We start from the raw sequence: 21,251 nt of genomic DNA on the forward strand, positions 1-21,251 counted from the left end.
TGCCGGGACGCCGGGCTCGTCGCCGGCCGCCGGGCCGGCACCGCCCTGCTGCTGGCCGTGCACGGCGGTGCGGCCGTGCCTGCGCTCGCCACCGGGCTGGCCATCCGGACGGGGCTCACCGGCCCGGTCCGGGCGTACACCACCGCCTGCGTCTCGGCGAGCAGCGCGGTCGCCGACGCCGCGGCCCTGATCCGCCGCGGCGACGTGACCCGGGCGGTGGTGGCCGCGGGCTACCTGGTGGAGCCGGACCAGTACGCGCTCTTCGACGCCGGTCGCGCCCTCGCCACCGACGGCGCGGTGCGCCCGTTCAGCGCCGGCCGCACCGGGCTGCTGCTCGGCGACGGCGTCGCCGCGGTGGTGCTGGAGTCGCGGACCGTTGCCCGACGGGCGGTCGCCGACCTGCTCGGCTGGGGCCGGGCGGGGGACGCCTTCCACCCCTGCCAGCCCGAGCCGGGCGGACGCGGCCTGGCCCGCGCGGTCACCGCGGCGCTGCGCCGGGCCGGCCTCACGGCGGAGGCGATCGGGTACGTCAACGCCAACGCCACCGGCACCGGCCACAGCGACGCCGCCGAGGCGGCGGCACTGCGTACCGCGCTCGGCGCGGCGGCGGCACGCATCCCGGTCAGCTCCACGAAGGCGCTGCACGGACACGCCCTGGAGGCCTCCGGCCTGCTGGAGCTGGTGGTGACCGTGCTCGCCCTGCGGCACGGGAAACTGCCCGTCAACGCCGGCTGGCTCGGCCCCGACCCGGCCTGCCCGCTGGACGTCGTCCGCGACGCGCCCCGGCCCGCCGCCACCGGGTACGCGCTGAGCCTCAACGCCGCCTTCGGCGGCGCCAACACCGCGCTGCTGGTCGGTGCGGCATGACCGCGTCCGCCGGGCACGCCGCCGCCCGCCTCACCGTGCTGGCCGAGGCGGCCTGGCCCGAGCCGGGCGACGGCGCGCCACCGCCGGTGCCCGGGTACGTGCACTCCAGCTTCCCGCCCCTGGTCGCGGCGGTCGCCGAGCGCTGCCTGACCCGGGCGTACGGGCGGCGGCCGGCCCCCGACGGCGAACGGACCGCGGTCGTGCTGGTCAGCGCGGCCGGGGACCGGGCCAGCGCGGCGCACGTGCGCGCGACGGTCGCCGCCGGCGGGCGGCCCGGGCCGCTGTTCTTCTTCCAGTCGGTGCCCAACAGCGTGGCCGGGCACGTGGCCGCCCGCTGGGGGCTGGGCGGGCCGGTGCTCTGCCTCGCGCCCACCGGTGAACCGCGCGCCGCGGGGACCGCCGAGGCCGACCTGCTGCTGCACGACGGCGACGCCGACCGGGCGTTGCTGATCCTGATCGAACAGGCATCCGACGACGGCGGTGCGCGGGTGCCGGGCGGACAGCCCGAAGCCCGAGCCGTCGCGGTGCTGCTGGGGGGAGGAGACGCACCATGAGGAGCAGGGGACTGCGCGGGGTGCTGGCCGCCGACGAGCGGATCGGTGCCGGCAACGTGCTGGCCCGGGTGCTGGCGCACGGCGCCGACCCGGCCGGGCCGGGCCTCACCTTCGACACCGCCGTGGACGGCCACCCGACCGGGCGTCCGCTCACGCTGGGCCGGCTCGACGAGCGGGTCGCCGCCCGCGCCGCCTGGCTGCACGAGCGGGGCGTCAAGCCCCGCGACCCGGTCGCCGTCTGGGCCACCGACGCCGCCGACATGGTGCTCAGCTTCCTCGCGCTGACCCGGCTCGGCGCGATCCCGGCGCTGATGAACGGCAGGCTCCGTCCCGAGATCGCGGCCGAGTACGTCCGCCGGCTGCGCGGCGTCGGGGTGCTCGCCGACGACGCGCACCGTGCCCTGCTGGCCGGCCAGGATCTCGGCGTTCCGGTGCTCGGCACGCCCGCCGAGGCCGGCACCGGCGACCCGGCCGCCGCGCCGGAGCAGTACCGGCACCACGCCGACGACCCGGTCGTCATCACCCACACCTCCGGCACCACCGGGGTGCCCAAGGCGGTGCTGCACTCGCACGCGAGCCTGTTCGCCGCCACCCGGCACCTGCTCGCCATGCCGCAGGCGCAGGGCACCGGCCGGATCCTCAACGCGCTGCCCGCCCCGCACACCGCCACCGTGCTCATGGTCAACCAGGCCCTCGGCAACCGGGCCGAGATGCTGCTCCTGTCCGACCAGGGTGGGGACCGGGTGCTCGACGCGATCCAGCGCTGGCGCCCCGACGGGGTGTTCGGGTTCTCGGTGACCTGGGCGGAGCTGGCCCGTTTCGATCTGGCCGCGTACGACCTGGACTCGGTGGCGCTGTGGTTCAACACCGGCGACTGCTCGCACGAACCGCACGTACGCCGGCTGGTCGCGGTCGGCTCCCGCAACGTGGTGACCCGGGAGGGGACCACCCGGGTGCCGGGCTCGGTCTTCATCGACGGGCTCGGCTCCAGCGAGATGGGACACTCCCTGTTCCACATCACGCACCGCGTCGACACCGACCGGTACGGCCGCTGCGTCGGCCGGCCCTACCAGTTCGCGAAGGTCGCCGTGCTCGACGCCGGGGGCGACCCGGTGCCGACCGGCGAGGTGGGCTGGCTCGGTGTCGACTCGCCGTCGCTGTTCCGCGGGTACTGGAACGACTCCGTCACCACGTACCGCTCCCGCCAGCGCGGCTGGTACCTGACCGGCGACCTGGTGTACGCCGACGCCGACGGCCGCTACCACCACCTGGACCGGGCCGTCGACGCGGTCGACGCGGGCGACGGGCGGTGGTTCTACACCGCGCTGTCCGAGGAGCGGGTCCTCGCCGCCTGCCCGGACGTCACCGACTGCACCGTGGTGATCACCTCGGGGGCCGGCGGGGTGGTCACCGACGTGCTGCTGGAACTCGCCGCCGGTGCCGACGAGGACGACGACCGCACGGGGCGGGTCCGGGCCGCGCTCGGCCCGGACGTCGGCGCGACCCTGCGCCGGGTCGTGCCGGTGCGCTCCGCCGACATCCCGGTCACCGTCACCGGCAAGGTACGCAAGGTGGTGCTGCGGGAGCGGTATCTCAGCGAGGCGCCGTCATGACCGCCGTCATCACCGGGATGGGGCTGTTCACCCCCGTGGGCCGGGGCGTCGACGCCACCTTCGACGCGCTCTGCGCCGGACGGTCCGGGCTGGCCCGGCCGCCGTCCGGGCACCCCGCCGCCGAGTCGCTGGAGGTCGCCGGGGTGCTCCCGGAGATCGACCCGCGCACCGTCGCCACCGGGCCGGAGACCAGAGTGCTGGACCGGATCGTGGTGCTCGCCCTGCTCACCGCTGCCGACGCGCTCGCCGACGCCGGCATCGAGGTGGGCCGGGACGTGGACCCGGGCCGCACCGGCGTGATCGTCGGCGGCGTCGGCGGGATGTCCACCCTGGAGTCGCAGGTGTTGGCCCGCGCCGGGCGCGGCCGGGCGGCGGTCAGCCCGTACCTGCTCACCGGCATCCTGCCGAACATGCCGGCGGCCCGGATCGCCATCCGGTACGGCATCCGCGGCTACACCTCGTCGGTCGGCACCGCCTGCGCCTCCGGCGCCCAGTCGGTCGCCGACGCGGTCCGGCTGATCCGCGCCGGGGAGGCCGACGTGGTGCTCTGCGGGGCCAGCGAGGCGCCGCTGTTCCCCACGTTCGCCGACACCTTCGGCAACGCCCGGGCGCTCGCCAGGGGCTGGGCCGACCCGACCGCGGCGAGCCGGCCGTTCGACGCCCGCCGCAACGGGTTCGTCCTCGCCGAAGGCGCGGCCCTGCTGGTGCTGGAACGCGCCGAACACGCCGCCGCCCGGGGGGCCACCGCCTACGCCGAGGTCGCCGGGTACGGGGCGACCACCGACGCGTACCACCCGACCGCCCCACGCCCCGACGGAGCCGGCGCCGCGGAGTGCATGCGGCGGGCCCTGGCCAGCGGCGGCGTGCCCGCCGCGCGGGTCGGCTACGTCAACGCGCACGGCACCGGCACGAAACTCGGCGACATCGCCGAGACCACGGCGCTGACCGAGGTGTTCGGTGACGGTGGTGTGCCGGTCAGCTCCACCAAGGCGCTCACCGGCCACCTGCTCGGCGCCTCCGGGGTGTTGGAGGCGGCGGCCACCGCGCTGGCGCTCGGCCGGGGCCTGCTGCCGCCGACGCACAACCTCGACGACCCGGACCCGGCCTGCCGGGCGGACCACGTCCGCAAGGAGCCACGGGCGACGGACACCGGGTACGCGCTGACCAACTCCTTCGGCTTCGGCGGCCAGAACGTGAGCCTGCTGCTCGCACGGGCCGCCCGGCCGAGGGGCTGACCACGCTCCACCCCGGGCGGGACCGCCCGGACGGCAACCACGGGGGAACCGTGGAAAGGGCTGAGGACATGGACATCCGTGGGATCGACCACATCGAACTCTTCGTCGGGGACGCCCGGCAGGCGGCCTTCTACTTCGACCGCGCGGTCGGCCTCCAACTGCGCGGCCACGGCGGCCCCGAGACCGGGCTGGCCGGCCAGCGGTCGCTGCTGCTGTGCCAGGCGGACATCCGGGTGCTGCTCACCACCGGGCTCACCGCCGAGCACCCGGCGTCGCGGTACGTGCAGCGGCACGGTGACGGCGTCGCCGTGGTGGCGCTGGAGGTCGACGACGTCGCCGGGGCGTACGCCGAACTGGTGCGCCGGGGAGCGGCGGGGGTGAGGCCGCCGACCACCTTCGGCGGCGCGGACGCGGAGGTGGTCACCGCCGAGGTGGGTGGCTTCGGCGACGTGCTGCACCGACTCGTGTCCCGGCGCGGCGACCCCGGCGAGTTCCTGCCCGGGGCGGTCGAGATGACGTCCCCGGACGGCGGCGGCAAGCTGCTCGCCGAGATCGACCACCTGGCGGTCTGCCTGCCGCCCGGGCAGCTCGACGAGACGGTCCGGTACTACCGGGACGTGTTCGGGTTCGCGGAGATCTTCGCCGAGCGCGTCGAGGTCGCCGGGCAGGCGATGAACTCCACGGTGGTGCAGAGCCCCTCGGGGCGGGTCACCCTGGTGCTGCTGGAGCCGGACCGCTCCCGCCGGGCGGGGCAGCTCGACGCCTTCCTCGACCAGCACGTCGGTGCCGGGGTGCAGCACCTGGGGCTGCGCACCGACGACATCGTCACCGCGGTCGCCACCCTCGCCGACCGGGGCGTGCGCTTCGCCGGCACCCCCGCCAGCTACTACGACGCCCTGGAGGCGCGGGTCGGCCCGGTGGACGTGCCGCTGGACCGGCTGCGCGACCTGGGCGTGCTCGTCGACCGCGACCACGGCGGGCAGCTGCTGCAGATCTTCACCGAGTCCCTGCACGTGCGCCGCACCCTCTTCCTGGAGCTGATCGAGCGGCGCGGGGCACGGACCTTCGGCAGCGGCAACATCAGGGCGCTCTACGAGGCCAAGGAACGGGAACTGGCCGCGGCGGGGGCGACCCCCACCGTCGCGGCCGTGACACCGCAGGAGGTGCGGACGTGACCACGATCGAGTTCGAGCCGACGCTGACCGCGGAGGAGGAGGCACTGCTCCCCTCCGACGAGGACGTGGCGTTCTACGCCGCGCACGGCTGGTACCTGTCGAAGAAGCTGCTCACCGACGACGAGGTGGACGCCCTCACGGCTGCCTCCGACCGCTACTACGCCGGCGAGCGGGACCGCCGCCTGCCGGTGCGCCCGCCGAGGCTCGCCTACTGGGACCCGTCGAAGGGCCCGGTGCAGCGACACAACGACTACGTCCACCACGAGCACGACGGGCTCGGGGCGATCCTGCGCAAGCCGCTGATCGGCGCGGTCGCCGCCCGGCTCGCCCGGGCCACCGAGATCCGGATCTTCCAGTCCACGCTGATCTACAAACCGCCGGTCTCCGGCGAGCCGTCGAACATCGTGCCCTGGCACTTCGACAAGCACTACTGGGCGTCCTCGTCGTCGGAGAACATGCTCACCGCGTTCATCCCCTTGCACGACTGCGGCGAGGAGATGGGCACCATCACCATGGTCGACGGCTCGCACCGTTGGACGGAGATCGGCGCCGACGACACGGTGGTGCGGCACTTCGCCGAGCGCGACCGCGACCAGTTGGAGGAGATGCTCGCCGAGAACGCGGCCCACAACGGCGTGCGGATCCGCAAGGTGCCGATGGTGATCCCCAAAGGACACGTGAGCTTCCACCACTGCCGCACCTACCACGGCAGCGGCGCCAACGTCAGCGGCCGCCCGCGCCGGGCGATCTCGCTGCACCTGCAGGACGGCGACAACGCCTGGCGGGAGTATCCGCTCTCCGACGGCGCCCTCGCCGCGTACAACCACGACGTGCTGGTCCGCCGCACCCCCGACGGGCGGCCGGACTACGCGGATCCCGAGTACTGCCCGGTCATCTGGCGCCACCGCGCCCCACAGGGAGGCTGACATGTCACGGTACGACTGGGGGAAGACGCACCCGGGCATCGAGCGGCTGGAGAAGGCGGTGAGCGAGCGCCGCGAGGCGGTTGTCCGGCACCCGCTCTACGCCGCCCTCGACACCCACGAGGCGCTGGTCACCTTCATGGAGCACCACGTCTTCGCCGTCTGGGACTTCATGTCGCTGCTGACGTCGTTGCAGCGGCAGCTCACCTGCGTCACCGTCCCGTGGATCCCGACCGGTCCCACGGCCAGCCGCCGCCTGATCAACGACATCGTGATGGTGGAGGAGAGCGACGAGCTGGGCGACGGCTACATCAGCCACTTCGAGCTGTACGTGCGGGGCATGCGGGAGGCCGGCGCCGACACCACGGCCGTGGAGAAGCTGGTCGACCTGCTGCGGGCCGGCCGGCCGGTGACCGAGTCGCTGGCCGCCGCCGGCGTGCCCGCACCGTCGGCGGCGTTTGCCGGCACCACCTGGCGGATCATCGAGACGACCCCGGTGCACTGCCAGGCCGCCGCCTTCGCCTTCGGCCGGGAGGACCTGATCCCCGACATGTTCACCCAGGTCGTCGCGGTCAACGAGCGCAGCCGGCGGCTGAACACGTTCGTCGACTACCTGGAGCGGCACATCGAGGTCGACGGCGAGCAGCACACCCCGATGGCGATGCAGATGCTCGCCGACCTGTGCGGCGACGACGACGCCAGGTGGCAGGAGTGCGCCGACACCGTCAACACCGCGCTCGCCGCCCGCGCCCAGCTCTGGGACGACATCCTCGCCGAGGTCAAGGCGGGGCGCGACCGGTGACAGACGCCGACCCGGTCCGGCTCTACCGGACGGTACGGCTGATCCGCCGCTTCGAGGAGCGGGCCATCGAGCTGGTCCGCTCCGGGCACATCGTGGGCGGCATCCACCCGTACCTGGGGCAGGAGGGGATCGCCGCCGGGGTGTGCGCCGCCCTGGGTGCCGACGACGTCGTCGCCGGCACCCACCGGGGGCACGGGCACGTGCTCGCCAAGGGCGCCGATCCGGCCCGGATGCTCGCCGAGCTGTGCGGCCGGGTCACCGGCCTCAACGCCGGCCGGGGCGGCTCGATGCACGCCGCCGACTTCGGGGTCGGCGTGCTCGGCGCCAACGCCATCGTCGGCGCGTCCGGGGCGATCATCACCGGCGCGGTGTGGGCGCGCCGCCGCCGGGGCGCCGACACGGTCGGGGTGAGTTTCTTCGGCGACGGCGCGGTCAACGAGGGGATGCTGCTGGAGGCGTTCAACCTGGCCGCGCTGTGGCGGGTGCCGGTGCTGTTCGTCTGCGAGAACAACGGCTATGCCACCACCATGCCCGTCGAGGGCGCGGTCGCCGGCAGCATCCCCGGCCGGGCCGCCGCGTTCGGCATCCCGGCCGCCGTCGTCGACGGCCAGGACCCCGAGGCGGTACGCGACGCCGCGAGGGCCGCCGTCGACCGGATGCGAGCCGGCGGCGGCCCCGAGCTGATCGAGGCCCGGACCTACCGGTTCGATGCCCACCACACCTTCGAACACGCGGTACGCCTCGACTACCGCCCGCCCGACGAGGTCGCCCGGGGCCGCTCCCGCGACCCGGTGGACATCCAGGGTGGGCGACTGCCCGCCGACGTACGGGCCGGGGCGGACGCCGAGGTCGAGGCCACGCTGGAGGCGGCCGTCGGGTTCGCGCTCGCCGGCGCGGAACCGGACCCGGCCGACGCCCTGGCACACCTGTACGCCAGCGGGCTGACCGCTCGCACCGGAGGTGGCTAGATGCCCAGACTGTCCTACCGCAAGGCGCTCACCCGGGCCCTCGCCGACGAGTTGGCCCGCGACGAGTCGGTGTTCCTGCTCGGCGAGGACATCCGGGTGGCCGCCTCGAACGTCACCGCCGGGCTGTTCAAGCGGTTCGGCCCGGAGCGGGTGCTCGACACCCCGCTGTCGGAGCAGGCGTTCACCAGTTTCGCCACCGGAGCGGCCCTGGCCGGGATGCGACCCGTGGTCGAGTTCCAGATCCCGTCGCTGTTGTTCCTCGTCTTCGAGCAGATCGTCAACCACGCGCACAAGTTCCCGCTGATGACCGGCGGGCAGTGCGCGGCACCCGTCACGTACCTGGTGCCGGGCTCCGGTTCGCGGACGGGCTGGGCGGGGCAGCACTCCGACCACCCGTACAGCCTCTTCGCCCACGTCGGGGTGACCACGGTGGTGCCGGCCACCCCGGCCGACGCGTACGGGCTGCTGGTGTCGGCGGTGCGGTGCGACGACCCGGTGGTGGTCTTCGCCCCGGCCGGCGCGTTGGACGTCCGCGCCGACGTGGACCTGGCCGCGCTCGCACCGGTGCCGCTGGGCCGGGGCCGGGTGCACCGGCCCGGCGACGACGTGACCGTCGTCGCGGTGGGGCACCTGGTGCACGACGCCCTCGCGGTCGCCGACGAGCTGGCCGACGAGGTGTCGGTGGAGGTCTTCGACCCGCGCACGCTCTACCCGTTCGACTGGGACGCCCTCGCCGAGTCGGTGGCGCGCACCGGGCGGCTGGTGGTGGTGGACGACTCCAACCGTTCCTGCGGCATCGCGGGGGAGATCATCTCGACCATGGTCGAGCGGGTGCGGCTGGTCGCGCCGCCACGCCGGGTCACCCGCCCCGACGGCGCGGTGCTGCCGTTCGCCCCGGCGCTGGACCGGGCCGTGCAGCCGAGCCGCGAGCAGCTCCTGGCCGCCATCCAACACGTCATGAAGGACGGATGATGAACGACGTCGACTACCGCTGGCCCTCCGCCGCGCGGGCATGGCTCGACCTGCCCGCGCCGCTGCGCACCGAGATGGTGGCCGCCGGGGCCGGGTCCTGGCGGGAGATCTTCGACGGCCGGGCCACGTACAACAAGCAGTGGCGGCTGGCCCGGCCGCCGGTGATGGACGAGACGTCGCTGGGCGTGCTCAACGCCGTCTCCGACCGGATCGCGCAGCTCATCTTCGAGGCGTGCCGGCGGCGGGCCGGCACGGCGGGGGAACTGCGCCGGCTGCTGAACGTGCCCGACGGCGAGACCCGGCTGCTCGACGACGACGAGCCGCTGACCGCGGCGCTGCTCGACGCGTTCCGGCCGGACGTGCTGCTCTCCGACGGGGTGCCCCGGTTCGTGGAGTACAACATCGACAGCAGCCTCGGCGGGGCGTTCGACGCGGACACCACGGTGCGCCGCTTCGTCGACGTCTACCGGCGGCGCGGCCTCACCGACCGGGCCCGCCTGGCCGCGGCGCCCTCGGCGGTGGACCGGCGCTTCGCCGCGATCCGCGCCGGCCTCGGCCTGCCCGACGGCGCCCGGGTCGCCATGCTGGTCGACTTCGACGCCGAGTACCCGGGACTCGACGACCCGCAGCGGTTCGTCCGGCTGCTGTCGCCGGTGGTCGAGCGGGCCGCCGCGTTCGGGCTGGACCTGGTCGTCGCGCCCGTCTCCCAGGTCACGCTCGACAGCCGGAGCAGACTGGTCGCCGACGGTGCCCCGGTCGACGGGGTGTTCCGGCTCTTCGTGCCCAACCGGGTCACCCCGAGCACCGGGCTGGACGCCCTGGCGGCGGGGCTCGCGGCGGGCACGGTGCCGATGTGGGTGTCGACGGCGGCCTGGCTGGTCGCCAACAAGCGCGCGTTCGCCTGGCTGTGGGAGGACGCCGACACGCTGCCGGTGACGGACCGGGACCTGGTGCACCGGTACGTGCCGCGTACCTGGTCGCTCACCGCCGACCTGCTCGACCGGGCGGTGGCCGACCAGGCCGGCCTGGTGGCGAAGCCGGCCGACGGCTCCGCCGGGACGGACGTGCTGATCGGCCGGGAGACCGACGCCGACGCGTGGCGGGACGGCCTGACCCGCGCCGTCGGGCGGGGCGGCTTCATCCTCCAGGAGTACGTGAAGGCCGACGACGTCCCGCTGGACTTCGTGCACATCGAGACCGGCGAGACGGTCAGCGCCGACGTCCCGTACAGCATCGCCCCGTACCTGTTCGGCCGCCGGGCCGCCGGCGCCTGCATCCGTACCGGCTTCCCGGGCTGCGACGGCGTCCTCAACCTGGCCCGAGGCGTCCTGCTCTCCGGCCTCCTGGTCACACCCTGACCACCCCCACCCCCGCCCCCCACCCCCGCCGTGCCTCGCCCCCCGCCTCGCTCGTCGATCATGCACTTGTGGCCCGTGCACATCGGACGTACGGGATGAATCGGGGCGACAAGTGCATGATCGACGCAGACCATCCCCGGGCGCGGGGCGCGGGGCGCGGGGCGCGGGGCGGTCGGGAGGGTGGGTGGGTGGGTGGGTGGAGTGCGGGTGGGGTTGACGGTCGACGACCTGCGGCCGGTTGCGCGGGCGGCGTTCGGGCGGGGGCGGGTGCTGGTCTCGGCCGAACGGCTGAGGGGCGGCACGAAGAAGGGCGTCTACCGGCTGACCCTCGACGACGGATCCACCGGCGTCGCCTACGTGTGGCATCCGAGGGAGGACTACTGGCCGGCGCAGGCGGTACCGGCACCCGACGACCCGTTCGGGCACGCCACCGGGGCGGGGCTGTTCGCGGCGGCGCACCGGGAGTTCACCGCTGCCGGGGTGCGGGTACCCCGGCTGCTGCTCGCTCCCGCCGCGACCCTGCTGCCCGGCGAGGTGGCGGTGGTGGAGGACGTCCGGGGCGGCACCCTGCAAGATCTGCGCTGGCGCGACCCGCGACGGGCCGAAGCGGTGCTGGCTCGGCTCGGTGACGCCGTCCGGAGAATGCACGCCCGGCGTCGAGCCGGGTCCGGCCGCCCGGGGTCCGGCCGCCCGGGGTCCGACGGCCCGAAGGCGGGCCGGGCGGTGCAGCGGATCATCTTCGCCCGGGCGCTGCGGGACCTGTCCGAGGCCGCCGCCCGGGTCGAGCGGATCGCCGCCGCGCGGGACCGTCTCGCCGCTACCCTGGCCGAGCGGTACGCCGCCGTGGCGCCCCGTTCCCGCTACGGCCTGATCCACGGTGAACTCGGCCCGGACCACGTGCTCGTCGACGACCGCGACCATCCGGTGCTCGTCGACATCGAGGGCGCCATGTTCCTCGACGTCGAGTGGGAGCACGCCTTCCTCGAGTTGCGTTTCGGCGACGCCTACCCGGCGCTGGCCGTGGCCGGTCTCGACGAGGACCGGCTGTGCCTCTACCGGCTCGCGCTGCACCTGTCGCTGGTGGCGGGTCCGCTACGCCTGCTCGACGGCGATTTCCCCGACCGGGCCGGCATGCGCGCGATCGTCGCGCACAACGTCGCCCGGGCGCTGGACCAGCTCGCCTGATCGGTGCGCACAGGTGCGTGGCGGGCCGTGCCGGGGAGGGCGGGGCGGGTTGTCAGGCGTCGTTCAGGTAGGCGAGGACGGCGAGGACGCGGCGGTTGTCGTCGGAGGACGGGGGGAGCTGGAGCTTGCCGAAGATGCTCGCGGTGTGCTTGCCCACCGCACTCTCGCTGAGGAACAGGCGCTGCGAGATGGCGGCGTTGGAACGTCCCTGGGCCATGAGTTCGAGGACGTCGCGCTCGCGCGGCGTGAGGCGGGCCAGGGGCGAGGCGGTGCCCCCGGCCGTCAGCAGCTTGGCGATCACCTCGGGGTCCATCGCGGTGCCGCCCGAGGCGACGCGGCGTACGGCGTCGATGAACTGCTCGGCGTTCAGGACGCGGTCCTTGAGCAGGTAGCCGACCGCGCCGGCCCCGTCGGCCAGCAACTCCCGGGCGTAGAGCTGCTCGACGTGCTGGGACAGCACCAGCACCGGCAGGCCGGGTACGTCCCGCCGGGCGGCCAGCGCCGCCTGGAGGCCCTCGTCGGTGAAGGTCGGCGGCAGCCGTACGTCGACGATGGCCACGTCGGGTCGGTGCCGGGACAGGGCGGCACGCAGCGCCGGCCCGTCGCCGACGGCCTCGGCGATGGTGAAGCCGTGGCTTTCGAGGAGCAGGACCAGTCCATCCCTCAGGATGTGGAGGTCCTCGGCGAGGACGACGCGCACGGGATCTCCATGGTGACGACGGTGGGTCCGCCGGGCGGACTGTGCAGGGTCAGGGTCCCGTCGAATGTAGCGAGCCGCCGTTGGATGCCGCGCAGGCCGGTCCCTGCGGCCGGGTCGGCCCCACCGGGACCGTCGTCGGTCACCACCATCCGGAGCAGCCCGTCGCGGTACGACAGCGAGACCGAGATGTGGGCCGCGCAGCGGGCCGCGTTGGTGAGGGCCTCGCAGGTGACGAAGTAGGCGGCCGACTCGACCGGCGCGTCGAGCCGGCCGGGCAGGTCGACGTCCACGTCCACCGGCAGCGGGGTGTCGAGCGCGATCGCCCGGATCGCGTCGCCGAGTCCGCGCTCGGCCAGCACCGGCGGATGGATGCCGCGTACCAGGTCGCGCAGTTCGGCCAGCGCGGCGGCGGACGTCTCCTGCGCCTGTTCCAGGACCCGGCGCGCCCGCACCGGGTCGGTCTCCATGAGCCGTGCGACGGCGGCCAGGCCGAGCCCGACGGCGATGAGCCGGGCCTGGGCGCCGTCGTGCAGGTCGCGTTCGATGCGGCGCAGCTCGGCCGCCTGCACGTCGACGGCGTCGGCCCGGGTCGTGGCGAGGTGTGCGACCCGCAGGGCGAGCACGGTGGACGCGGTGGGGGTGAGCAGGAGCCGGTCCCACCACAGCCGCAGCCTCGTCAGCGGGACGGCCAGGCCCAACCCGAGCAGCGACATGGCCAGCCCGACGGGCATGCTCGCCCAGTCCGGAAACCACGGCCCGACGAGGCCGACGTGCTCGATGCCGAACGACAGGTAGAACGGGGTGATCCAGTAGCCGGTGAACAGGCCGATCGGCACCGCCCAGCCCACCCACGTCAGGGGCTGGCAGAACAGGCCGTAGAACCCGAAGCCGACCAGGACCGCCGGGACGAACGAGAGCGGGGCCAGGACGACCGAGCCCAGTGACCACAGCTGGTCCCGCCAGGTGGCCGGGTCACCGAGCAGCCATCCTGGCCGCTGACCTTGGATCGCCGCCGGGAGGTCGGTGTACAGGACCCGTCCGACCCGGTAGTTGCCGTCCTCGCCGGGGCTCGGCGACGGCGGGTAAGGCCGGTACGGTGCGGGCAGGTCGGTGCCCGTCCACCGTCCGACGTGGCGCCGGTAGAGCTGCACCAGTGACCGCGTGACCGGCAGGGTGTACGGCAGCAGCCCGCCCCACGACAGGGCCGCGGCGAGCAGGTTGAGCAGCAGGCCGCCGAACGCGGCGAGGGACAGCCCGGCCAGGCCGGCCCCCCGCCAGGTCGCGGCCGACGTCCGGGTGACCCACCGGCCGACCGCCGTCTGCGGCGGCTTCCCGGTCCTCAGCAGCACGCCGGCCCAGAGCCCGTACGCCCGCAACGCACCCGGCGCGAGCAGGAACGCGGCCACGACCGACCCGACGGCCGCCGGCACCGACCACGCGAGCGGCCAGGGAGGCGAGACGAGCAGGAACACGCCGGCCGTGATCAGTGCGGGCGGCACCAGGATCGGGACCGCGCCGGTGACCGGAGTGAAGATCAGCCACAGCCATTCCCGGCCGACCGTCGGGTCCTGCGCGTGGTGGTCCAGCTTCAGCAGGAACGCCGGCAGCCGAGGCGACCTGAACACCGTGCCGTCGTGGGCGTACCAGCCGTCCTCGCGCCGGTGCGGTGCCGGCGGCGGCGCCCGTACGGGGTCGGGCAGGTCGGCCCCGGCCCAGGCGCGGGCGAGCCGGCGGGCCAGCGCGGCCAGGCGGAACTGGCCGGAGAGGGCGAGCGGATAGGGGATCACCAGCGTGGCGCAGAGCACGAGGAGGTGCCCGTAGACGAAGCCGGCCACGCTCAGCACGACCAGGGTGACGCAGCGTGGTATGGCGAGCGCGAAGCGAGTCACGGGTGGAGTCTTCGCCGCACCGACCGCCGCCGCACTGGGGCAGGGTACCGACCAGGGGTGGGGCTGGGTACACCTCCACCGGGCAGCTGGACCCATTACCCGCGGCCGGTGAGATTCCTAGCGTTGGCGGCATGCCAGTCATCGAGGTGCGGAACCTCCGCAAGCAGTACGCCGACCAGGTGGCCGTCGCCGATGTGTCGTTGAGCGTGGACGAGGGCGAGATCTTCGGGCTTGTCGGCCCGAACGGCGCCGGCAAGACCACCACCGTGGAGTGCGTCGAGGGGCTTCGGGCCCCGGACTCCGGCACGGTACGGGTGCTGGGGCTGGACCCGCGCCGGGACCGCGCGGCGGTGCGGCAGAAGCTGGGCATCCAACTCCAGGAGAGCCAGCTGCCGGATCGGATCAAGGTGTGGGAGGCGCTCGACCTGTACAGCTCGTTCTATCCGCACCCGGCCGACTGGCGGGCGCTGATGGACGAGCTGGGCCTGACCCCCAAACGGGACACGGTGTTCGCGAAGCTCTCCGGCGGGCAGAAACAGCGGCTGTCGATCGCGCTCGCGCTGGTCGGCAACCCGAGGGTGGCGATCCTCGACGAGCTGACCACCGGGCTGGACCCGCAGGCGCGGCGCGACACGTGGGAGCTGGTCCGGCAGGTCCGGGACCGTGGCGTCACGGTCGTGCTGGTGACCCACTTCATGGACGAGGCGGAGCGCCTGTGCGACCGGTTGGCGGTCGTCGCGGCCGGCCGGGTCGTCGCCGTCGACACTCCCCGCAACCTGATCGCCGGTGCCCAGGTGCCCGGCGTCGAACGGCCCACCCTCGAGGACGCGATCCTCGCCCTCACCGCTGCCAGGAGCAACTGATGACCGCCCTTTCCAAGATCATCCGCGTCGAGGCGAAGCTGTTCCTCCGGGATCCGGTCGGCACGTTCTTCGCCATCGCGTTCCCGGCCCTGCTGATCCTGGTGCTCGGCCTGGCCATGCCGGGGTTCCGGGAGCCGGCGGACGAGCTGGACGGCCGGCTCCCCCTGGAGGTCTACCTGCCCATCACCATGACGCTGGCCATCGCGACGGTGACGATGATGACGCTGGTGAACGTGGTGGGCACCTATCGCGAGCGGGGCATCCTGCGCCGGCTGTCGACCACCCCGGTCTCGCCGGCGGCGGTCCTCGTCGCGCAGGTGGCCGTGAACGTCGCCGCACTGCTGGTCGCGTGCGGCCTGGCCTGGCTGGTGGCGGCGACCGTCTTCGACGTCCCGCCGCCCGGCAACGCGGTCGGCTTCGTGCTGGCGTTCACGCTCGGGTCGACCACGATGTGCGCCCTCGCGCTGCTCGTGACGGCGGTAACACCGAGCGCCCGGGCCTCGATGGGGATCGGTCAGCTGATCTACTTCCCGATGATGTTCTTCGCCGGGGTGTGGACGCCGGGGCCGCTGATGCCCGACCTGGTGCGGAAGATCGCCGACTTCACCCCGCTGGGGGCCGCCTCCCTGGCCGTGCAGGACGCCTGGGCGGGATCCTGGCCGACGCTGTCGCACCTGGCCGTGATGGTGGCGTTCACCGTCGTGCTGGGCGGGATCGCGGCCCGCTACTTCCGCTGGGAGTGATGACATCAGGCGGTGTCCGGAGCCGCTGCGGCACCCGGCGGCCCTGAATCGTTCACGACATCAGCTCGACAGCGTCCCGCGGGTGGATCCTCCGCCGGCCGGCACCGTGGCGGATCTTGGGGCTCACCACGGATTGCACGAGCACTCTTCAACGACAAGGCACCAGGTGGGCGCCGAGGCGGCGGACGGTCTCGGCGGCGGCGACCGCGTCGCTGCGGGCGCTGCCGTGCCGGCCGTCGCTGCTGTACATCGACGGATCGGCGGTGAGCGGGTGGTCGGTGAGCCGCACGTGCAGGGTGCCGAGGCGTTCCGCGAGCGCTCCGGTGTGCGTGGAGAGCCGCCGCATCCGCTCGCCCAGGCCGGCGCGGTGCTGCTCCGGCACGGCCGGGCTGAGCGACACGTCGAACATGCCGACGGTGATCACATCCGCCCCGGCAGCCTGGAGCGTTTCGATCATGGCAGTCAGCTCGGCGTCGACCGCGTCCGCGTCGTACCCCCGGCTGAAGGCGTCGTTGCCGCCGCAGACCACCAGCGCCAGGTCGGGGCGGAACGCCAGCGCCGGGGCGAGCTGCGCGGCGCCCACCTCGTGCGCCCGCAGCCCCCGCACGCCCAGATTGAGGTACGCCAGCTCCGGCCGGACGGCGCGCAGCTCAGCGGCGATCCGGTCGGCCCACTGCACGTCGGGATAGCCGTCGACGGGCTCGCAGAGCCCCTCGGCCACGCTGTCGCCCAGCACCGCGAAACGCCGCCACGGATGCCCGCGCAACAGGGCAGCGCTCTCTCCGTCGCGAAGGCACCACGGATCCGTCGCTTCGCTCAACGTCGATGGCATGTCGGCACGCTAGCCCACGCCCGGCACCCGGAACAGGGCCCGTCGCCCGATCCAGGATGAGCCGTCACGGCAGCGGAGACGGTGCGGTCGGTCGGGTTACGCCTGCCGCTGCGCCCGGTACGCCGCCGCCAAACGCCTGGGCGCCCGGTCCTGCCACGCCCCGACCCTACGCCCGACCCGCGACACGCGGGGCCCGCTCGGCCGGCGTGGGGGCGGGCCGGGGGCGCAGGGCGGGCAGCAGCGGCAGGAGGGTGACGACGAGGCAGAACGCCGTCATCGCCAGCAGGGCCGGGACGAGGCCCGCGGCGCTCGCCGACCAGCCGCCCAGCAGGGCGCCCAGCGGCAGGCCCGCGAAGGCCAGCGAGCCGGCGAGCCCGATCACCCGGGTCTGCAACTCGGCCGGTACCCGCTCGTAGATCGCGACCCCGAGCAGCGGATTCACCGCCGCGATGCCGATGCCGGACGCGAACGTCACCGCCAGCACCACCGCCAACTCCTCGCTCACCGCCAGGACCAGCAGCCGCGGCGCGCCACCGACCGCCGCCCCGATGACGAAGGTCAGGTACCGGGGCAGCCGGGGGCCGAACGCCGTGAACAGCAGGTTGCCCAGCAGCGCGCCCGCCGCGAACGCCCCGAGCACCAGGCCCAGCCCGGCGGGGCTGCGCAGCACGTCGTCCACCCAGAGTGGGATGTAGACCGCGACGCTCGCGTTGACCACCATGTTCAGCGCCGAGATCACCAGCAGCATGGTCAGCAGCATCCGGTCGCGGCCCAGGTGGCGGAACCCGCCCGCGAGCGCGCGCAGGTATCGCTCCGGCGCCGCCGCTGCCGTCGGTGCGGCCGGCGGCCGGACCAGCAGGCCGATCAGCAGGGCGCAGACGGCGAAGCTGGCGGCGTCGATGAGGAGCGCCCGCGTCACCCCGAACCACCAGACGAGCAGCCCGCCCATCCCCGCGCCGAGCAGGGTGACCAGCCGGCCCAGCCCGTCGTAGACGGAGGTCAGCCGGATCAGCCGCACCCCGGCGGCCTCGGCGGCCGGGCGGAACATCACGTGCTTGACCCGGTCGCCGACGCCCCGCAGCGCACCGACGACGGCAACCAGCGCGACCAGCGCCCCGAAGCCGAGCCACGGGGTGAGGGCCACCGCCACCATCAGTCCGGCGCTGCCGGCATCAGCCAGGATCGAGGTGCGGCGCAACCCGATCCGGTCCGCCCAGGGCGCACCCAGGGCGCTGGAGAACAGGTAGGGCAGCGTCTCGGCGGCGGCCACCACGCCCATCTTCGCCGGGCTGCCGGTGGTCTCCAGCACCAGCCAGGGGATGGCCACCACCGAGATCCGGCTGCCCAGGTTGGAGATCAGGTCGGCGGCGACCAGGACGGTCAGTTCCCGCCGGGGAGTCACGCCAGGCTGCCGATCGACGCCTCCGGCTGCTCGACCGACGACGGGTGTTCCCCGGCGTAGCGGGCCCGCAGCGCGCGCTTGTCCACCTTGGCGGAGCGGTTGAGCGGCAGCCGGTCGACGAACTCGACCCCGCCCGGCGCCCAGGTGTCGCTCAGCTCGGCGGTCACCAGGTCGACCAGTTCCCCGGCGGTCACGGCCGCGCCGGGCGCCGGCACCACGAAGGCGTACGGCAGCTCGCCGGCCGCCTCGTCCGGCACACCGATGACGGCCGCCGCCCGCACCTGCGGGTGCCCGGCCAGGACGTCCTCGATCGGGCGGGAGTAGATCGGCCAGCTACGCCGCCGGGTGAGGATCCGGTCCTGCAACCGGTCGACGAGGTAGAGGTAGCCGTCGGCGTCGAGGTGCCCGACGTCGCGGGTACGGACCCAGCCGTCGGCCAGCGTCTCGGCGGTCAGCCCGGGCTGGCCGTGGTAGCCGGCGAAGCGCAGGTCGGTGTGCACCCACACCTCGCCGTTCTCGCCGGGCGGCAGCGGCGTGCCGTCCTCGGCGCGGATCTGTACGCGCACGTCGCCGTAGGGTCGCCCGCAGGACCGCAGCCGCTCCGGGTGCGCCGGGTCTTCGGTCAGCCCCGGCAGGGCGGTGACCACGACCGCCTCGCTGAGGCCGTACACGATGCGCAGCACCGGGCCGAAGCGGGCGATCGCCTGACGCAACCGGGCGGGCGCGGCGGGTCCGGCGCCCACGTTGAACATGAACATGGCGGAGAAGTCCGCGCCGTCCAGGGCCGGGTGGTCGAGCACCTCGTAGAGCATCGGTGGGGTGACGAACGTCGAGTTGATCCGCTCCCGCCCGACGGTGTCGATGAACCGCGCCGGGTCCCAGCCGTCGCGCGGGAACAGCACCCCGCCGGTGAAGAGGTTGAACAGCGTGGTGATCTGGCCGCTGGCCAGCCACATCGGCGAGTGCGACAGGTGCCGCAGCGGCGGATGCCCGGCGGCGCGGAAGCCGGCTGCCAGGGCGAGGACCTGCGTGTAGAAGCTCTCCCGGTGGTGCACCAGCTTCGGGGTGCCGGTGGTGCCGCTGGTCTGGAGGAAGGACTCCGGCACCGGCACCCCGGCCGGCAGGTCGTCCCCGGCGGCGCGCTCCGCCTCGGCGACGAGGTCCGGTCCGGCGCCGCCCGGGCCGAGGCAGAGCACGGGCACGCCGGGCAGCCCGGCGGCCAGCTCCGGGCCCAGGCTGGCCGGGTCGCGGGCGTCGTAGACGAACGCGTCGGGGCGGGCCAGCCGGACGAACTCGTCGACCTCCCGGCGGGAGGTGACCGGGGCGATCCACATCGTCCGGCAGCCGAGCAGGTGCAGGGCGAGCTGCACCAGCGGCCCCTCCACCGGGTTGCCGAGCGCGAGCAGCACCGCGTGCCCCGGCCGTACGCCGTGCCCGAGCAGCGCCGCGGCCAGCCCGCGCACCTGCGCGGCGACGTCGGCGTAGCTGAGCCGGCGTCCGTTCCCGACCAGCGCCTCCCGGTCACCGAAGCCCGCGAAGAGCTCCAGCGCCCGGTGCACGTAGCCGGTCGGTCGCTCCGGTCGGTCGGTCATCCGACAGCCCCCTCACCGCAGAAGTGTCGCCGTGCGCCGGGCAGCCCGGGACGCCGCGGCGCCCCGGCGACCGCACCGCCGCCGTCTGTGAGCGTAGGCACCACCGACTGTCACCGGACAGAGCCTGAACGGCGCTCGGACCGGACCGGAGGACATTTGATCACGTCGATCAGGTTGATTGACGGTCGTGAAAAGGGGCGGCTAGGTTTCTGGACCATCGTCCAGGCGGTGCCGTCAGCGGACGGCCCTGGGCTGCCAACGATGGAGGTTCAATGTCGACCCCGAAGAGATGGCATGTCATCGCGTCCGTGGCCACGTTGCTCGTCGCCGGCACCCCGGCGATGGTGGCCAGCGCCGGTCCCTCGGACGCCGAGTCGGCCCGCCAGCGCGCAGTCTGGGCGGGCAGTTGGGCGGCTGCGGTCACCAGGGGCAATGCGACCGGCCTGACCAACAACGGCCTCAACGACCAGAGCGTACGGATGATCGTGCACACCACGGTGGGCGGACCGCAGTTCCGGGTACGGCTCAGCAACTCGTACGGCGAGCAGGCCGTCCGGGTCGGTCGGGCCACCGTCGCCAAGCCGAACACCTCGACCCCCGACGACCTGTCCGACATCGACACCTCGACCCTGCGGGAGCTGACCTTCGGCGGCGCCACCTCGGCCACCATGAACCGGGGTGCCGAGCTGGTCAGCGACCCCGTCGCGCTGGCCGTCGGCGACCAGCAGGACCTGGTGCTCACGGTGCACTTCCCGACCCCCACCGGGCCGGTGACCTTCCACGGCCAGTCCCGGCAGACCAACTTCATCGGCGCCACCGACCTGACCTCCGCCGCCGGGGGCGCGGGGTTCACCATCCGGCCGAACTGCTGCTGGTTCTTCCTGTCCGGCATCGACGTGCAGCGCCGGCACAGCCCCGGCTCGGTGGTGGTCTTCGGCGACTCCATCGCCGACGGCAACGGCAGCACCGTCAACGCCAACAAGCGCTGGCCGGACCTGCTCGCCGACCGGCTCATCGACGCCCGCCCGGACGTCCGCACCCCGGGCGTGCTCAACCTCAGCCTCGCCGGCAACCGGCTCAACCACGAGGGCACCGAGCCCGGGGCGGGCGGCTTCCCCGGCTACCACGAGCTCGGCCCCAACGCCCTGGCCCGGCTCGACGAGGACGTCTTCGCGCAGACCGACGCCCGGACCGTGATCACCCACCTGGGCATCAACGACATCTGGATGTCGGGCGACTCCGCCGAGCAGATCATCGCCTCGCTGCGGCAGATCAACCAGCAGGTGAAGGCGCGTGGCCTGCGCAGCCTGGTGTCGACGCTCACCCCGTACGAGGGGCACGGCAACCCGGGGGTGTGGACGCCCGAGAAGGAGGCCACCCGGCAGGCGGTCAACGCGTACCTGCGCGGCAGCGACGAGTTCGACGGGCTGCTCGACTTCGACCGGGTGCTGCGCGACCCGGCCCAGCCCAGCCGGCTGCTGCCCGCGTACGACTCGGGGGACCACATCCACCCGAACGACGCCGGCAACCAGGCGCTCGCGAACGCCGTACCGTTGCGACTGCTCGGCCTGTGACATC

Annotated in this window: 19 protein-coding genes; 14 read left to right on the forward strand and 5 right to left on the reverse strand. The window is 74.2% G+C overall.

Going from position 1 to position 21,251, the window contains the following annotated elements; genetic code table 11:
• The 11 genes from AB0D32_RS21355 to AB0D32_RS21405 form a co-directional block, all read left to right on the forward strand.
• The coding region (locus tag AB0D32_RS21355; RefSeq protein ID WP_357092711.1) for a beta-ketoacyl synthase N-terminal-like domain-containing protein at positions 1 to 867 on the forward strand (867 nt) is incomplete at its 5' end.
• Positions 864 to 1,421: a beta-ketoacyl synthase chain length factor gene (locus tag AB0D32_RS21360; protein ID WP_357092714.1), complete on the forward strand. Its 558-nt coding sequence runs from the start codon at positions 864 to 866 to the stop codon at positions 1,419 to 1,421. The genes AB0D32_RS21355 and AB0D32_RS21360, both read left to right, overlap by 4 nt.
• Positions 1,418 to 3,034 carry a class I adenylate-forming enzyme family protein gene (locus tag AB0D32_RS21365; RefSeq protein WP_357092717.1) on the forward strand — a complete coding sequence of 539 codons (1,617 nt, stop codon included), beginning with the start codon at positions 1,418 to 1,420 and terminating at the stop codon, positions 3,032 to 3,034. Before AB0D32_RS21360 ends, AB0D32_RS21365 begins: the two co-directional genes overlap by 4 nt.
• Positions 3,031 to 4,269, forward strand: a complete 1,239-nt coding sequence (locus AB0D32_RS21370; protein WP_357092720.1) for a beta-ketoacyl-[acyl-carrier-protein] synthase family protein — start codon at positions 3,031 to 3,033, stop codon at positions 4,267 to 4,269. The genes AB0D32_RS21365 and AB0D32_RS21370 overlap by 4 nt, the downstream gene beginning before the upstream one ends.
• A 68-nt stretch (positions 4,270 to 4,337) precedes the next feature.
• Positions 4,338 to 5,444, forward strand: a complete 1,107-nt coding sequence (hppD, locus tag AB0D32_RS21375; RefSeq protein WP_357092723.1) for a 4-hydroxyphenylpyruvate dioxygenase — start codon at positions 4,338 to 4,340, stop codon at positions 5,442 to 5,444.
• Positions 5,441 to 6,370: a phytanoyl-CoA dioxygenase family protein gene (locus AB0D32_RS21380; RefSeq protein ID WP_357092726.1), complete on the forward strand. Its 930-nt coding sequence runs from the start codon at positions 5,441 to 5,443 to the stop codon at positions 6,368 to 6,370. Before hppD ends, AB0D32_RS21380 begins: the two co-directional genes overlap by 4 nt.
• 1 nt (position 6,371) lies before the next feature.
• Positions 6,372 to 7,169 carry a DUF3050 domain-containing protein gene (locus AB0D32_RS21385; RefSeq protein ID WP_357092729.1) on the forward strand — a complete coding sequence of 266 codons (798 nt, stop codon included), beginning with the start codon at positions 6,372 to 6,374 and terminating at the stop codon, positions 7,167 to 7,169.
• On the forward strand, positions 7,166 to 8,137 hold the full coding sequence (locus AB0D32_RS21390; RefSeq protein WP_357092732.1) for a thiamine pyrophosphate-dependent dehydrogenase E1 component subunit alpha: 972 nt from the start codon (positions 7,166 to 7,168) through the stop codon (positions 8,135 to 8,137). The genes AB0D32_RS21385 and AB0D32_RS21390 overlap by 4 nt, the downstream gene beginning before the upstream one ends.
• Positions 8,138 to 9,109, forward strand: coding sequence for a transketolase C-terminal domain-containing protein (locus AB0D32_RS21395; protein WP_357092735.1), 972 nt, complete (start codon positions 8,138 to 8,140; stop codon positions 9,107 to 9,109). It abuts the gene before it with no gap.
• Positions 9,109 to 10,467, forward strand: a complete 1,359-nt coding sequence (locus AB0D32_RS21400; protein ID WP_357092738.1) for a hypothetical protein — start codon at positions 9,109 to 9,111, stop codon at positions 10,465 to 10,467. Before AB0D32_RS21395 ends, AB0D32_RS21400 begins: the two co-directional genes overlap by 1 nt.
• 207 nt (positions 10,468 to 10,674) lie before the next feature.
• Positions 10,675 to 11,652, forward strand: coding sequence for a phosphotransferase (locus tag AB0D32_RS21405; protein WP_357092741.1), 978 nt, complete (start codon positions 10,675 to 10,677; stop codon positions 11,650 to 11,652).
• A gap of 52 nt (positions 11,653 to 11,704) precedes the next feature.
• On the opposite strand, the gene AB0D32_RS21410 is transcribed toward AB0D32_RS21405, so the two are convergent.
• Both AB0D32_RS21410 and AB0D32_RS21415 read right to left on the reverse strand, forming a co-directional pair.
• Positions 11,705 to 12,352: a response regulator transcription factor gene (locus AB0D32_RS21410; RefSeq protein WP_357092744.1), complete on the reverse strand. Its 648-nt coding sequence runs from the start codon at positions 12,350 to 12,352 to the stop codon at positions 11,705 to 11,707.
• Entirely contained in the window at positions 12,316 to 14,241 is a 1,926-nt protein-coding gene (locus AB0D32_RS21415) for a histidine kinase (protein ID WP_357092748.1), read from the reverse strand. The genes AB0D32_RS21410 and AB0D32_RS21415 overlap by 37 nt, the downstream gene beginning before the upstream one ends.
• Before the next feature lie 131 nt (positions 14,242 to 14,372).
• On the opposite strand from AB0D32_RS21415, the gene AB0D32_RS21420 reads away from it, so the two are divergent.
• Together AB0D32_RS21420 and AB0D32_RS21425 are read left to right on the forward strand one after the other, a co-directional pair.
• Positions 14,373 to 15,104, forward strand: a complete 732-nt coding sequence (locus AB0D32_RS21420) for an ABC transporter ATP-binding protein (RefSeq protein WP_357092751.1) — start codon at positions 14,373 to 14,375, stop codon at positions 15,102 to 15,104.
• On the forward strand, positions 15,104 to 15,847 hold the full coding sequence (locus AB0D32_RS21425; protein ID WP_357092754.1) for an ABC transporter permease: 744 nt from the start codon (positions 15,104 to 15,106) through the stop codon (positions 15,845 to 15,847). Before AB0D32_RS21420 ends, AB0D32_RS21425 begins: the two co-directional genes overlap by 1 nt.
• Before the next feature lie 148 nt (positions 15,848 to 15,995).
• On the opposite strand, the gene AB0D32_RS21430 is transcribed toward AB0D32_RS21425, so the two are convergent.
• The 3 genes from AB0D32_RS21430 to AB0D32_RS21440 all read right to left on the reverse strand — a co-directional run bounded on the left by AB0D32_RS21430 (position 15,996) and on the right by AB0D32_RS21440 (position 19,673).
• Positions 15,996 to 16,679, reverse strand: a complete 684-nt coding sequence (locus AB0D32_RS21430; RefSeq protein ID WP_357092756.1) for an SGNH/GDSL hydrolase family protein — start codon at positions 16,677 to 16,679, stop codon at positions 15,996 to 15,998.
• A 166-nt stretch (positions 16,680 to 16,845) separates the two neighbouring features.
• Positions 16,846 to 18,081, reverse strand: coding sequence for an MFS transporter (locus tag AB0D32_RS21435; protein ID WP_357092760.1), 1,236 nt, complete (start codon positions 18,079 to 18,081; stop codon positions 16,846 to 16,848).
• Entirely contained in the window at positions 18,078 to 19,673 is a 1,596-nt protein-coding gene (locus tag AB0D32_RS21440; protein WP_357092763.1) for an AMP-binding protein, read from the reverse strand. Before AB0D32_RS21440 ends, AB0D32_RS21435 begins: the two co-directional genes overlap by 4 nt.
• A 299-nt stretch (positions 19,674 to 19,972) precedes the next feature.
• On the opposite strand from AB0D32_RS21440, the gene AB0D32_RS21445 reads away from it, so the two are divergent.
• Positions 19,973 to 21,247, forward strand: a complete 1,275-nt coding sequence (locus AB0D32_RS21445) for an SGNH/GDSL hydrolase family protein (protein WP_357093014.1) — start codon at positions 19,973 to 19,975, stop codon at positions 21,245 to 21,247.
• The last annotated feature ends 4 nt before the right edge of the window (positions 21,248 to 21,251 follow it).

The organism is Micromonospora sp. NPDC048170, assembly GCF_040652795.1.
Lineage (GTDB): Bacteria > Actinomycetota > Actinomycetes > Mycobacteriales > Micromonosporaceae > Micromonospora.